We start from the raw sequence: 13,701 nt of genomic DNA, 5'->3' as shown, positions 1-13,701 counted from the left end.
ATCATATTTTCACCTCTCCATACTACAATTGAAAGGTTTCGGAAGTATTAAGAAAACGCTTTTGAGTAATCTTGACAACAGAAACATGGTTGCTGCACATATTGCTGATTGATTCAAGCTGTTTCTGGACTTCCTGGCCTTCAACGATGATTTTTAAAGTAGTTTGCGGTTTAACTGTTAATAAGAACGAAACAAGTTTCGGCAGGTTGGATGCATCAACTGCTTTATGGTTGCAGTATAAAAATGTTGACCCATTAAATTGTTTGGAAGCTTGAAAGATTTCAAGCATTTTTTTCATATTAAACTTGTTTCGAACGATGACATTTGTTGAGATAATTTCTTTCATCATTCTTTTCTCCTTTGTCTTTTAGACTAGTTTTGTGTTATTAGCTATTTACCCTTGAGGAGAAAGGCTAAACCGGAAGGGGAGAAAACATGCCAATAGACCTATCAAGTTACCTAATCCTTCCGTTCTGAATTGCTAATATGGATATCGGGGTTTATAGTGGAAGGAACAAGAGTTTTTCCAAATTAATCTGGAAAGGAAGATAAAACTTGTTAACGTTAATTCAAAATGGCGAAATATATGCTCCTCATTATCTGGGGAAAAAGGATCTTTTAATTGTTGATGAAAAAATCGGATATATAGCAGACCGTATTGCCAGGCCAGAAAACTTTGTGAATGTAAAGGTAATAGATGCAGAGGGGAAATTTATTGTACCTGGTTTTATAGACTCCCATGTACATATTATTGGAGGCGGCGGTGAGGGAAGTTTCAAGACAAGAACCCCTGAAATTCAGCTGACAGATGCGACATTGTCAGGTGTAACAACGCTAATTGGAGTAATTGGTACGGATGGGACTACCCGGACAATGTCCAGTTTAATCGCAAAATCGCGCGGGCTTGAAGAGGAAGGAATTACGTGTTTTGTTCAGACTGGTTCCTATCAAGTCCCTTTAAAAACGTTAACAGGAAAAATTGAAGATGATATCATACTTGTCGATAAAATTATTGGTGTTGGTGAGGTGGCGATTGCCGACCACCGTTCATCACAACCGACGGCCGAGGAAATGGCAAAGATAGCATCTGCAGCCCGAATTGGAGGACTACTGTCAGGAAAGGCCGGAGTCGTAAACGTCCATGTTGGCGACAGCTACGACCATTTAAAAGTAATTGAGGAAGTCATCGAAAAAACGGATATTCCGATCAGGCAATTCTACCCTACGCATATTAACCGGAACCCGCACCTTTTCGAAGAGGGAATAAGGTTCGCCAAAAAAGGCGGTTATGTTGACTTAACAACCAGTTCAATACCCAAGTTTTTTGAAGAAGGCGAAGTGAAATGCAGCGTCGGTTTAAGAAGAATGCTGGATAACCAAATTGATATATCGCAAATTACTTTTACTTCGGATGGACAGGCAAGCCTCCCGGATTTTGATGAATTTGGTGAATTGCTAGGTCTTAAGATTGGCAGAGTTTCGACTCTGTTCCAGGAGGTAAGGGATGCTGTCACACAGGAGGGCATACCTCTGGAAATCGCACTAAGGGTCATCACACAGAATCCGGCGACGATTTTAAAGCTAAGTCAGAAGGGCATGATTACAGAGGGGAAAGATGCTGATCTTGTTTTTCTTAACCCGGATGACTACACAATCGATACAGTTTTTGCGAGAGGACAATTGATGGTCGAAAGTGGAAGGGCAATAGTAAAAGGAACATTTGAGCAATAACATTAAAGGCCCTTAAAGGGTCTTTTTTCAGCATAAAAAAACATATAAAAAAATATGAACGAAATCTAGAATTGTGCGTCTCATAATTAGAGAGAAGAAGCACTGGGATGATGGGGAAAGAGAGGATTAGGCTGAATGGAAGACATAATCAAAAGCGCTAAACAGGGCGACCACCTTGCTTTTGCCATCCTGTTTAAGGAAAACTATCCATTCTTGGTGAAGTATTTACTAAAAATCACCATGAATCCCGACACAGCAGAGGAATTAGCACAGGAAACGATGGCGAAATGTATCCAGAAGCTGCAGCTTTATAATGGGCAATCCAAGTTTTCCACATGGTTAATTTCAATAGCTACTAATACTTACATTGATCAATGCCGGAAGAAAAAAAGGGAGAAGGATTGGCAGTTTCAGGAAGAGGCTTATCGGAAGCTGAAATGGCATTTTGAAAGCAGGAATGAAGAATGGAATGATGCCCTGGCAGCGCTAGGCAAATTGCCGGAGGAGGTAAGAATTCCAATTATTTTAAAGCACTACTACGGTTATCCTTATGAGGAAATCGGAGAAATGCTGAAAATTTCACCAGGTACGGTTAAATCAAGGGTCCATAATGGCATACTTTCAGTCAGAAGGGAGATGAAAATTGGTGAAGAAACAGAAGGTAGTTCTACTGGAAAACGAGCAATTAAACAGGGAAGATTCTCAGGCAATCAGTGAAATTAACCAGGGGCTGGAGAGTATTGATCAATTTCCTGTTTATACTCCCGATATTCAATGGTTTGAACAAATGATAATAGAACAAAAACAACTGCATCGGAAAAAACTAATCAAAGATCTAACTGTCTTTTTCATCATTGCTCTATTTATATTAAGCGGAATTGTGATTTCTCTTTTCAATATGCCAATCATCTTCATCCTTTTACAAATCATCGGTATTGTTTTTATCGCTTCTTATACGAGTTTACGGCTTACTAAGAAGGTGAATGGCGCTTGAACAAAGAATTGACTCCGGCTGTAATCATTATGGTTGCTGCAGTTTTATTGGCTCAGAGTACTTATCTATTCCTGGATGCGAGAAAACGCAGCCAAAATTACTGGCTTTGGGGAATTATTGGACTTATTCAGGCTCCGATGCCCGTACTTTTATATTTGATTTTCGTAAGGAAAATTTTTAGGAAAAAAGATTAAAATGGGGTGTGGGGCAAAATGATAATTGTGACCACTGAAACTGTCCCTGGGAAAGCAATTAAAGAATGCAAAGGGCTGGTTAAAGGAAGCACCGTGCAATCAAAACATATCGGCAGCGATATCATGGCTGGATTAAAAACGATAATTGGCGGAGAAATTAAGGAATACACCGAAATGTTAAATGAAGCAAGACAAAAGGCGATAAGAAGAATGGAAGAGGAGGCGCAATGCCTTGGAGCCAATGCCATCGTTTCCATGAGGCTGGCAACAAGCTCCGTGATGCAAGGCGCGTCAGAAATTATTGCATACGGGACAGCGGTATATGTTGAATAGACGTAATCGAATGCCAGTATGATTTTTTCTGAAAAATGGGAATTGACTTTCAAATAAACTGGTGTTAATCTAACAAAGGAAGAAAATATAGGAAGAGGAGGGTTACGAAATGATGATGATAAATGTGGCTGTCATAATAACTGAATATACATTGAATGTAACCTGTCCTATGGAAGCTTCTAATTTCTAAATTCCTTTAAAATTATCTTTGTTGATAAAGGCACAGATTGCGTTCGGTTTTTTACGCCATCTGTGCCTTTTTGTCTCTTTTTTAGTTTTTATCCTAAGGCATATCGCAATGGCAGCGGTATGCCTTTTTCTTTTTAGTTCCGGATTTATTCCGTTGCTATTATAAATTAAAGGAGGAAACTGACATGTACAAATTGAAAGAAGTGCATTTAGCCCATCATACTGGAGAGCTCGATGGCGGATAGTGAAATGACATCACTGAAGGAGATGATAAAATGTTTTCTGTTTTGAAAAAGTTAAGCTGGTTTTTTAAAGAAAATTGGAAGAGATATGTTATTGCAATATCACTATTAATATTCGTAGGGATTTTGGAGGTAATACCTCCGAAATTGGTTGGGGCAGCAATAGATGATATCCATGTTGGCTCAATGACTGCTGCCAATCTCTTCAGATATTTGGGAATTCTGCTTACAATCCTGGTTTCGTCCTATGGAATCACCTACATGTGGATGTATAGACTATTTGGCGGTGCTTTTTTAGTAGAACGGAAGCTTCGCTCTAACTTTATGGGCCATTTATTAAGAATGACTCCAACCTTTTACGAGAAAAATCGGACTGGAGATTTAATGGCACGGGCTACAAACGATTTAAAGGCCATCTCGGTTACAGCAGGGTTTGGTGTCCTTACCCTTGTGGATTCTACCGTATGGATGCTGACTTTGTTGTTAACAATGGGAATTTTCATCAGCTGGGAACTAACCATCGCTGCCATTATTCCGTTGCCATTCATGGCAGTACTGATAAAAATTTACGGCAAGAAAATCCATGCCCGCTTTACTGAGGCGCAAGATGCTTTCGGAGAATTGAACGATTGTGTTTTGGAATCAGTGGCAGGTGTAAGGGTTATCCGTGCATATGTTCAGGAAAGAGCTGATGAGCAAAGATTCCATGAGCTGACCGAGGACGTTTTTAAAAAAAATATAAAAGTCGCTAAAATAGATTCTTTGTTTGAACCGACGATTAAGGTATTAGTGGGGCTCAGTTATTTAATTGGATTGGGGTATGGTGCATATCTTGTTTTCCACCAGTCCATCACATTAGGAGATTTGGTTTCCTTTAATGTTTATCTAGGCATGCTAATTTGGCCAATGTTTGCGATTGGGGAATTAATTAATGTAATGCAAAGAGGAAATGCGTCCCTTGACAGGGTTCAGGAGACGATCAGCTATACAGAGGATGTTACAAATCCTCAAAATCCGATTACAGTTCAAAATGCTGACAGTATTGAATTTGCCGCTGTTAGCTTCCGTTATCCCTCATCCAAAACTGACAATCTGCAAGAAGTTAATATTCGCTTGCAGCAGGGCCAGACCCTAGGGATAGTTGGAAAAACGGGGAGCGGAAAAACAACTTTTATTAAACAGCTGCTGAGAGAATATCCGTTGGGGGAAGGGAAAATATCGATTTCGGATGTGCCAATTCCTGACCAGAGCCTTGACCAAGTACGCGGCTGGATCGGATATGTGCCGCAGGACCATGTCCTTTTTTCTAAAAGTGTAAAAGAAAATATTCTTTTCGGCCGCCCGGATGCCACGGAAGAAGAACTCCAGCAGGCAATAGATTTATCTGCTTTCCGAAAGGATCTTGAACTGCTTCCAGAAGGATTAGAGACTCTTGTTGGAGAAAAAGGTGTTGCTTTATCTGGCGGACAAAAGCAAAGAATTTCGATTGCAAGGGCCTTAATTAAAAACCCGGAAATCCTGATGTTAGACGATTCCTTATCGGCGGTTGATGCGAAAACGGAGAAAAAAATCATCGACAATATACGGAGAGTTAGAAAAGATAAAACAACCCTTATTACGACACATCGGATGTCAGCCGTACAGCATGCCGATCATATCATTGTGATAGATGATGGAAGAATTATTGAAGAAGGCACACATGAGGATTTAATCGAACAAAATGGCTGGTATAAAGAGCAATTCATGCGCCAGCAAATTGAAGACAGAGAAGAAGAGGGGGTGACCGCATGAAGACAGGCAAGAGGTTATTAAGATATGGATTATTATATAAAAAAATAATTATTGCCGCGTTAATCATGCTCACCATTTCAGCTGCTGCTGACTTGGCTGGACCATTTATAGCCAAGAAGGTCATTGACCAGCATATCCTCGGCGTAGAGTCAGTCTGGTATGAAACAAGCAAAGGCAAGAGTGAATTGTCGGTTAAATATGACGGTCATTATTATAAACGCGAAAAGTATTTTTCGAAGAATGAGGCTAAAGGCAAAAAAATCCGTGTCCTTCAGGCGGGAAGTGACTTTGTAATTGTCAATAAAGATCTGAAGTTTGATGGAAAGAGGAGCTTTAAGGATGGAGCGTTAACTGTTAAAAATGGCAGTAAGAAGACTGTCTACCCGGCAAGCACGCTTACAGGCAGTGAGGTTCTGAAATTTTCCCAGCCTGAAATACCGAAAATCATCCAGCTTCTGGCGCTATACTTTGGCTTGCTTGTCATTTCGGCCTTTTTCAATATCGCCAGAGGCTCCTGTTACAAACATCAGCAAATCGCATTATCCAAAAAATGCGTGAAGATGTATTTGCGCATATCCAAAGGCTTCCAATTAAATATTTTGATAATCTACCAGCTGGAAAGGTTGTTGCGAGGATTACGAATGATACGGAAGCCATTCGTGAGTTATATGTAACGGTGCTAGCCACTTTTTTCACCAGTGCAATCTATATAGCCGGAATCTATATTGCTCTTTTCATATTGAATGTTAAGCTTGCAGCTATTTGCCTTTTGCTGCTTCCTATTCTTTATGGTTGGACGGTCATATACCGGAAATACGCCTCCAAGTTCAATCATGTCATTCGTTCGCGGGTGAGTGATATTAATGCGATGATCAATGAATCAATTCAGGGAATGAGCATTATCCAGGCCTTCCGCCGGGAAAGGGAAACGCACCAGGAATTCGAAAAGCTGAATAATGAGCACTTTACGTACCAAAATAAACTTCTGAATTTAAATTCATTGACGTCCCATAATTTAGTGAACGTTTTGCGGAATCTTGTATTTGTAGCTTTTATCTGGTACTTTGGATCGCTTTCGCTGCTTCCTGGAACAGTAATCTCACTTGGGATGCTGTATGCTTTTATCGATTATATCAATAGGCTCTTCCAGCCTGTCCAGGGAATAGTGAATCAGCTGGCTAACCTCGAACAGGCAATTGTTGCGGGCGAAAGGGTTTTCATGCTGTTGAATGAAGACGGTGAAGAGGTCAGTGAAGAACAAATTCCAAGGTACAAAGGCAATGTTGTCTTTAAAAATGTCTCATTTGGATATAAAGAGCATGAATTTGTACTGAAAAACATTGATTTTGAGGCGAAGCATGGAGAAACAATCGCGCTGGTCGGCCATACGGGATCTGGAAAAAGCTCAATTATGAATCTGCTTTTCCGATTCTATGACAGCAATAAAGGAAGTATTGTAATCGACGGAAAAGACATAAAAAACTTACCGCGCCAAACCATTCGTAAACATATGGGCATTGTATTGCAAGATCCCTACTTGTTTACAGGCACCATTGCATCCAATGTTAGCTTGAATGATCCCTCAGTAACACGGGAGAGGGTGGAGAAAGCACTTGCGGATGTTGGTGCTGAAAAAGTATTCAAAAATCTTGAAAATGGCTTCGATGAGCCTGTCATAGAAAAAGGGAGTACTCTCTCCAGCGGACAGAGACAATTAATTTCATTTGCAAGGGCACTTGCTTTTGATCCGGCAATATTGATTCTTGATGAAGCGACATCAAATATTGATACAGAGACAGAAGTAATTATCCAAAATGCCATGGATGTTTTAAAGAAGGGACGGACGACGTTTATCATAGCTCATCGCCTTTCGACAATCCGAAATGCCGACCAAATTCTTGTTCTTGACCGCGGGAAAATCGTAGAAAAAGGAAGCCACGATGAACTAATGGAGCTGAAGGGCAGATACTTTCAGATGTATCAGCTCCAGCATAAAGCGGGGTAACATAAAGAAAACTCGCCAATTGGCGAGCCTTTAAGGGCGAAGACAGAGGGGGAGTTGCACTTATGCGAGATAGGAAAGTATAAACTAGTAAAGTTTATACTTTCCTATTAGCTAAAAAGGAGAGCCATCCCTATTGGATGCTCTCCTTTTGTTTTAATATGTCAGCCCTACTCTAAAGCCAATAAATTCATTAGAGAAAAGCTGTTCAAACGCAAAGTCCGCTGTGTCATAGATAGAGATTGAGGACGGATTAGCAGGAAGGAAATCCTTATCAAATCTGAATTTGCCTATTCTTTCACCTTCAGGCAGATAGGTCGGACAAACAATCGTCCAATCAAGACCGGACTCATTTAACATCAAATACGCTTTTAAATGGTCTTCGGCGTCACGCGTGCTTTTTCTTTTTGACTCTAAGGACTGAAAGCGATAAAGATGCGGCTGGGAGCAGCGTGTAGAATCCCTGCTGTCCCAATCGTGATGATCCTTTTGATGCCAAGGTCCTTCATTGTCCGGATAATAAGCGGCATGGAGCTTGAAAGGGTGTTATTTCCTCCAGTATTTAAAGCACTGACCACAGCGTCAGCATTTTTCATCGACTTCATTAAATCTGATAAAATCAGAGCACTGCCTTCTATTACTGAAAGATTTTTATTTTTAACATGAAGCGTGGCTGGATCCCTGACAAGTGCCTGCACCGAATGGTCCCTTGCAATTGCATTTTCAGTTATGATGGAGCCAACTCTTCCTGTGGCTCCTAAAAGGCAGATGTTCACGAAAAATTCACTTCCTTGTCACTGTATTGAGACAATATTATTGCTTGCTGTTTTAATGTATATGATACGTTAAAAAGTGTTTCTATTTATTATATATGGGGTGGTTGTGATGTCCGAATTTTCCGTGACGCTTGTTATCGGAAGCATTATGATTCTTGTTTATTATATCGGAAATATGATCGCGAAACATTAAACTGCAGGCATAGTGTCTGCAGTTTTTTTTATGGAAATATCCCTTTTTTTACATATATTAAAAGGTAATAGGGAAAAGAAAGAAGTGGAGATAAGCAAAGACCAATGACAGACATGTAGATTTAATAAATGTTAGGAGGTATATTTCGTGGCTGATTACAGGATTGAAAAAGATACATTAGGCGAGGTCCAGGTGCCTGCTGAAAAGTTTTGGGGAGCACAGACTCAGCGAAGTAAAGAAAATTTTAAGATCGGCAATGAAAAAATGCCTATAGAAGTGGTATATGGACTGGCTTATATAAAAAAAGCCGCGGCTATTGTAAACAATAAATCCGGACGTATGAGTGAGACGAAAATGAATACAATAACCAAAGTGTGTACTGATATCATTAATGGGAAATATGATGGGCATTTTCCTCTGGCTGTATGGCAGACAGGAAGCGGAACCCAGACAAACATGAATGTGAATGAAGTCATTGCCAACAGGTCGAATGAAATGCTTAAGGAACAGGGCAGTTCAGAAAGAATCCATCCGAATGACGATGTCAATATGTCTCAAAGTTCAAATGATACCTTTCCATCAGCGATGCATATTGCCGCATTTCAGCTTCTGGCAGGTTCATTGATCCCTTCACTGAACCAGTTAAAGCAAACCTTTGCGATTAAAGAAAAAGCGTTCGATAAAGTAATTAAGATTGGGCGGACTCATTTACAGGATGCAACCCCGCTTACTCTTGGGCAGGAAATCAGCGGATGGAGGGCAATGCTGGAGAAAAACGAAAAAATGATCGCAGATGCAAGCTGCAGTCTCCTAGACCTGGCTATCGGGGGAACGGCAGTCGGTACAGGAATCAATGCAAGCCCCGTATTTGGAAGTGAAGCTGCTGCAGTCATCGCTGAGCTGACAGGACATCCATTCCGTTCATCTGAAAACAAATTTCAGGCCCTGACAAGCCATAATGAAATTGTATTTGTCCATGGGGCGTTAAAAGCCCTTGCAGCTGATTTGATGAAAATAGCTAATGATGTACGCTGGCTGTCCAGTGGTCCGCGCAGCGGAATTGGCGAATTGAAAATTCCATCTAATGAGCCGGGAAGTTCAATAATGCCGGGAAAAGTCAATCCAACACAGAGCGAAGCACTTACAATGATTGCATGCCAGATTTTTGGCAATGACGCAACTATCGGATTCGCTGCGAGCCAGGGGAACTTTGAACTTAATGTTTTCAAACCGGTCATTATCTATAATTTAATCCAATCCATTCAGCTCCTGTCCGATGGAATGGAATCTTTTAACGAAAAATGCGCCGTAGGTATAGAAGCAAATGAAGAAGTGATTGAAAGCCACGTCAACCGTTCTCTTATGCTGGTCACAGCTTTAAATACGCATATCGGTTATGAAAAAGCGGCTAAAATTGCCAAGCTCGCTTTTGAAGAAAATACAACATTAAAAGAGGCAGCACTTAAAACGGGTTTTTTAACTGTTGAAAAATTTGATCAATGGGTAAAGCCCGAGAATATGATTTAGTTTACTGATAAGAAGGCTGCGGGCATATTTTACAAAAACCTTAGTATCACATTATATTTGAAAGCCCCCTTCCAGCAAGTGAAAGGGGGCTAAGCCATAATATTCAGTTATTCTTATTCAATATTCTTAGAATTAACGTCCGCCAAGCTGTTGTTCAGCCATTTGAACTAGGCGCTTTGTGATTTCTCCACCGACAGATCCGTTAGCACGTGCTGTTGTGTCTGCACCTAATTGTACACCGAATTCTGAAGCGATTTCATACTTCATTGAGTCGAGTGCTTGCGCTACTCCTGGAACTAATAATTGATTTGAGGAATTGCCTCTGCTTGATTGGTTTGCCATGTTGATTCATCTCCTCAGTTTCATTTTAGTTTTTGAAAAATGGTTGGGTTAGCCGGAATCGAACCGGCAGGCAAGATATCCTGCGACCTAAGCCTGGTTTAACCCATCGATTGAAGTGGAGTTGCTGCTTTGTTAATTCTAGTATGTTTAATCATCTGGGACTTATTCATAACATTCAGCAGGTAATTAATTCCTGAAAAACAGTCAAGCACTCTTTTACATAGAGAACTATATGGAGCATAAACTAAACTTGCTGAGCTAAACAAAGGGGGTATTGTACATGACAGTTTGCCCTGTATGTAATGGACTAAAGGAAATTCAGGTTTCGTGCGGAGGTTGCGGAAACAATATGAAGGACTATGGCAGGGTAATGGATTTTTACGATAATTATAGTGCATATATGCCAATTGACCAGATGAAATTGGAGGATGGGTATCCTGATACTTATTCCGATCACAAATGCCCCCATTTTTATCAATGTCCAACATGTCAAAAGGACGAAGTGATTTTCATAAAAGAATGACCCTGCCGAATACGACAGGGTCTTCTACTATTCCATCAATTATTTTTCGTTGACTGGACGGATGCGCATTTCTGATTCAGCATCAAAGAAGTGGGCTTTGTTCATATCGAAGGCAAGCTCCAATTTATCCCCAGGTTTAATGTCTGTGCGTGAATCCACACGTGCTACGAAATCCTGGCCGCCGATGCTTGAATAAATCATTGTTTCTGCACCAGTTAATTCTGAAACATCAATGTTTGCCAGGATTTTTGATCCTGCTGAAGCATCAATGAAGATTGGCTCATCATGAATATCTTCAGGGCGTACACCTAAAATAATGGATTTGCCGGTATAACCTTGCTCACGAAGGTACTTCATTTTCCCTTCAGGAACATCAATGGTTGCATTACCAATAATAAATTTGCCATCTTCAAGAGTTCCGTTGAAGAAGTTCATAGCAGGTGATCCGATAAAGCCGCCAACGAAAACATTTTCTGGCTTTTCATAAACTTCCTTAGGAGCTCCAACCTGCTGGATGATTCCATCTTTCATAACAACAAGGCGTGAAGCCATTGTCATCGCTTCAGTCTGGTCGTGTGTTACATAGATTGTTGTTGTTTGAAGGCGTCTGTGTAATTTTGCAATCTCGGCACGCATTTGGACACGAAGCTTGGCATCCAGGTTGGAAAGCGGCTCGTCCATTAAGAATACTTTAGCATCACGGACAATAGCGCGGCCAAGTGCAACACGCTGGCGCTGACCGCCGGACAATGCTTTTGGTTTACGGTCCAGGTATGGTTCAAGGCCAAGAATTTTTGCTGCTTCCTTAACGCGTCGGTCGATTTCTGTTTTTGCAAATTTACGAAGCTTTAATCCAAAAGCCATATTATCGTAAACACTCATATGAGGGTATAGGGCATAGTTTTGGAATACCATCGCGATGTCACGGTCTTTCGGTGCTACGTCATTCACACGCTTGCCATCGATATAAAAATCTCCCTTTGAGATTTCTTCAAGTCCTGCAATCATACGAAGGGTTGTAGATTTACCACAGCCTGATGGCCCTACAAACACGATAAATTCTTTATCTTGAATATGAAGGTTGAAATCATCTACTGCGGTTACTTTGTTATCATAAATTTTATAAATATTGTCTAATTTTAATTCAGCCATTTTAAAAAGCCTCCCACTCAATGTATCTTGCTTAATTTTTATTGTATAGAGTGTAAGCGGATAACAAAATGGACATTGTGCACAAAATGTAAGGGCTTTTATTAGGCACTCTGTTTAGGATTCTGAAATGGCAAAAAGCTGGCAGGCAAGGAACACGGTAAATGCACCATGAAAATCTTTTAATTGAATTCCTGTTCTTTCTGTAAATTTGTCTATTCTGTACTGAAGAGTGTTGCGGTGAATGTAAAGCTTTTTAGCGGTCAGGCTTGCATTTAAATTATTCTCAAGGAAAACCATAATGGTCAAAAACATTTCGTGGTCTTCCTTAAGGACATCAAAAATGGTTTCCAGCAGTCCTCGTCTTATTTGATCAGGCAAATGGAACGCCAAAAAAGCTGGGAAAACACGTTCATATGTAAAAATGCGTATTTTACCGTGAGTATTTTCGCCAACCTAAAATATTCTCTTTCGTGTAGGAATTTCTCACGGATATCAATTTCAAACTCATGAAATTTGCCGACATAGAAACAGATTTTTATATAAAAATCGCTCTCGAGCGTTTCAGACATCGACTCAAACTCTTTTTCAGGAAGTGAAAGCTGGTCTTTATTTTCAATAATTAACCCGTTATTTGCATCTTCCCATAAGATGATCGACTTATCGGAACAAAAGCCCTTAATGGCTGATTCAAGCTCTTCCTGGTCAACCGGCTTTCCTCCTATGTGAAACTGAATGAAGCGAAGCGGATTCCCGTGAGGGTGTTGAGGGATTTCCCCATTGAAAAACAAAAAATTGTACCAGCTTTGGGAAGAAAAAGGCAGTCCGTAGCCTGGCAGTTCTTCTTTTAATTCATATAGGGTTTTAAGTATTGCCAGTTCTTTATCACTAAGTTCATTCCTTGGGATCCCAAGCCATTCTCTTTGAAGTACATCATAAAAGATATAAAATTCATGGGCTGAAAGATTTGGCAGCTCTGAAAAGAGGGCGGCATTTGGATATAATGTTAATAACTTTTTAAACATTTAAGACTCCTCATTTAGGCAATTAATTGGTTTTATTATATCAGTGGCCAGGACCGAATAAAAATAATTGCATAGCTTTTAACGAAATATAAACAGATGAAGGGGCTGGCCTCTCTTAGTCAAATATGACAAATGCAGGCCAGCCCCTTCATTCCATTCCTATTCTGTTTTTGCAGGAGGATTTTCCTGCGAGAGTTCGTGGGCTTCTTCAATATTAGTGGTATTGTAGCGCGAATGCACGGTCCCGCCTGATAATCCTTCATTAATCATCCTGTCAATATCTACATAAGCTTTATCCCGGCCTTCAAATAATGAATCCTTATTCCCGCGTTCTTCCATATCAAAACTCCTTTAAAAGTTTTTATAGGATGCATCGTTTAGTGTATGGAGAAACCAGGATTTCATTCCTGAAAGAGGGGGTAGCTCTTATCTTTCATCGTATACATGGAAAAGCATTAGCTCATGCAATTGCTTTTTCAATAAATCTTCATCTTCTTCTCCAGGATGAGGGCAAGACCATTCGATTTCACCATTTTGATGATAAATGCCAGTGATTTTTTGCCTCTTAAAATAAAAGGAAAATTGCCATCCGGGTATTTTTTTATTTTCAAATAACGGCTTGAACTGAAAATGAGTTAACATCATAATCCCCCCTGGTTCTATTTTACCTTTTTTGCCAGCAGGGGTGAA

Annotated in this window: 17 protein-coding genes and 1 pseudogene; 9 read left to right on the top strand and 9 right to left on the bottom strand. The window is 40.2% G+C overall.

Annotated features, from left to right (window positions below):
• Nucleotides 1-22 precede the first annotated feature (22 nt).
• The gene (locus RCG23_RS06950) at nucleotides 23-349 is read right to left on the bottom strand and encodes an HPr family phosphocarrier protein (protein WP_308179127.1); all 327 of its coding nucleotides are present in this window, start codon (nucleotides 347-349) and stop codon (nucleotides 23-25) included.
• Between the two features lie 206 nt (nucleotides 350-555).
• Between RCG23_RS06950 and iadA the strand changes: the two genes are divergently transcribed.
• From iadA to RCG23_RS06915, 7 genes and pseudogenes are all read left to right on the top strand, one after another.
• Nucleotides 556-1,731 (top strand): beta-aspartyl-peptidase, encoded by a 1,176-nt coding sequence (gene iadA / locus RCG23_RS06945; protein WP_308179126.1) that lies wholly within the window; start codon nucleotides 556-558, stop codon nucleotides 1,729-1,731.
• A 135-nt stretch (nucleotides 1,732-1,866) separates the two neighbouring features.
• Nucleotides 1,867-2,448, top strand: coding sequence for an RNA polymerase sigma factor SigY (gene sigY, locus RCG23_RS06940; RefSeq protein WP_308179125.1), 582 nt, complete (start codon nucleotides 1,867-1,869; stop codon nucleotides 2,446-2,448).
• On the top strand, nucleotides 2,378-2,725 hold the full coding sequence (locus RCG23_RS06935; protein ID WP_308179124.1) for a YxlC family protein: 348 nt from the start codon (nucleotides 2,378-2,380) through the stop codon (nucleotides 2,723-2,725). Before sigY ends, RCG23_RS06935 begins: the two co-directional genes overlap by 71 nt.
• Nucleotides 2,722-2,919, top strand: coding sequence for a sigma-Y antisigma factor component (locus RCG23_RS06930; protein ID WP_374049812.1), 198 nt, complete (start codon nucleotides 2,722-2,724; stop codon nucleotides 2,917-2,919). The genes RCG23_RS06935 and RCG23_RS06930 overlap by 4 nt, the downstream gene beginning before the upstream one ends.
• Before the next feature lie 18 nt (nucleotides 2,920-2,937).
• Complete coding sequence (locus RCG23_RS06925; protein ID WP_308179123.1) at nucleotides 2,938-3,252, top strand: YbjQ family protein; 315 nt, start codon at nucleotides 2,938-2,940, stop codon at nucleotides 3,250-3,252.
• Between the two features lie 464 nt (nucleotides 3,253-3,716).
• Complete coding sequence (locus RCG23_RS06920; RefSeq protein WP_308179122.1) at nucleotides 3,717-5,474, top strand: ABC transporter ATP-binding protein; 1,758 nt, start codon at nucleotides 3,717-3,719, stop codon at nucleotides 5,472-5,474.
• Nucleotides 5,471-7,479, top strand: a pseudogene (locus RCG23_RS06915) (ABC transporter ATP-binding protein). Before RCG23_RS06920 ends, RCG23_RS06915 begins: the two are co-directional and overlap by 4 nt.
• 153 nt (nucleotides 7,480-7,632) lie before the next feature.
• Here the strand turns inward: RCG23_RS06915 and RCG23_RS06910 are convergent.
• Both RCG23_RS06910 and RCG23_RS06905 read right to left on the bottom strand, forming a co-directional pair.
• On the bottom strand, nucleotides 7,633-7,836 hold the full coding sequence (locus RCG23_RS06910; protein WP_308179121.1) for an NAD(P)H-binding protein: 204 nt from the start codon (nucleotides 7,834-7,836) through the stop codon (nucleotides 7,633-7,635).
• A 53-nt stretch (nucleotides 7,837-7,889) separates the two neighbouring features.
• Nucleotides 7,890-8,252, bottom strand: coding sequence for an NAD(P)-dependent oxidoreductase (locus tag RCG23_RS06905; protein ID WP_308179120.1), 363 nt, complete (start codon nucleotides 8,250-8,252; stop codon nucleotides 7,890-7,892).
• A 340-nt stretch (nucleotides 8,253-8,592) separates the two neighbouring features.
• Between RCG23_RS06905 and fumC the strand changes: the two genes are divergently transcribed.
• Nucleotides 8,593-9,972, top strand: coding sequence for a class II fumarate hydratase (gene fumC / locus RCG23_RS06900; RefSeq protein ID WP_308179119.1), 1,380 nt, complete (start codon nucleotides 8,593-8,595; stop codon nucleotides 9,970-9,972).
• 132 nt (nucleotides 9,973-10,104) lie between these two features.
• Here the strand turns inward: fumC and RCG23_RS06895 are convergent, their stop codons facing one another.
• On the bottom strand, nucleotides 10,105-10,314 hold the full coding sequence (locus tag RCG23_RS06895) for an alpha/beta-type small acid-soluble spore protein (RefSeq protein WP_308179118.1): 210 nt from the start codon (nucleotides 10,312-10,314) through the stop codon (nucleotides 10,105-10,107).
• 280 nt (nucleotides 10,315-10,594) lie between these two features.
• On the opposite strand from RCG23_RS06895, the gene RCG23_RS06890 reads away from it, so the two are divergent.
• A complete protein-coding gene (locus tag RCG23_RS06890; RefSeq protein WP_308179117.1) occupies nucleotides 10,595-10,837 on the top strand; it encodes a hypothetical protein in 243 nt (80 codons plus the stop codon).
• Between the two features lie 39 nt (nucleotides 10,838-10,876).
• Here RCG23_RS06890 and RCG23_RS06885 read toward each other — a convergent pair whose 3' ends face one another.
• From RCG23_RS06885 to RCG23_RS06865, 5 genes are all read right to left on the bottom strand, one after another.
• Nucleotides 10,877-11,989, bottom strand: a complete 1,113-nt coding sequence (locus tag RCG23_RS06885) for an ABC transporter ATP-binding protein (protein WP_308179116.1) — start codon at nucleotides 11,987-11,989, stop codon at nucleotides 10,877-10,879.
• Between the two features lie 114 nt (nucleotides 11,990-12,103).
• Nucleotides 12,104-12,367, bottom strand: a complete 264-nt coding sequence (locus tag RCG23_RS06880; protein ID WP_308179115.1) for a PucR family transcriptional regulator — start codon at nucleotides 12,365-12,367, stop codon at nucleotides 12,104-12,106.
• On the bottom strand, nucleotides 12,352-13,011 hold the full coding sequence (locus tag RCG23_RS06875; protein ID WP_308179114.1) for a hypothetical protein: 660 nt from the start codon (nucleotides 13,009-13,011) through the stop codon (nucleotides 12,352-12,354). Before RCG23_RS06875 ends, RCG23_RS06880 begins: the two co-directional genes overlap by 16 nt.
• A 159-nt stretch (nucleotides 13,012-13,170) precedes the next feature.
• Nucleotides 13,171-13,350 carry a hypothetical protein gene (locus tag RCG23_RS06870; RefSeq protein ID WP_308179113.1) on the bottom strand — a complete coding sequence of 60 codons (180 nt, stop codon included), beginning with the start codon at nucleotides 13,348-13,350 and terminating at the stop codon, nucleotides 13,171-13,173.
• Nucleotides 13,351-13,437: 87 nt separating this feature from the next.
• On the bottom strand, nucleotides 13,438-13,653 hold the full coding sequence (locus RCG23_RS06865) for a YheE family protein (protein ID WP_308179988.1): 216 nt from the start codon (nucleotides 13,651-13,653) through the stop codon (nucleotides 13,438-13,440).
• Nucleotides 13,654-13,701: the final 48 nt, after the last annotated feature.

The organism is Neobacillus sp. PS3-34, assembly GCF_030915465.1.
GTDB lineage: Bacteria > Bacillota > Bacilli > Bacillales > Cytobacillaceae > Neobacillus_A.
The sequence above is the reverse complement of the archived record's forward strand: the minus strand, read 5'-3'. Positions and strand labels throughout refer to the sequence as shown.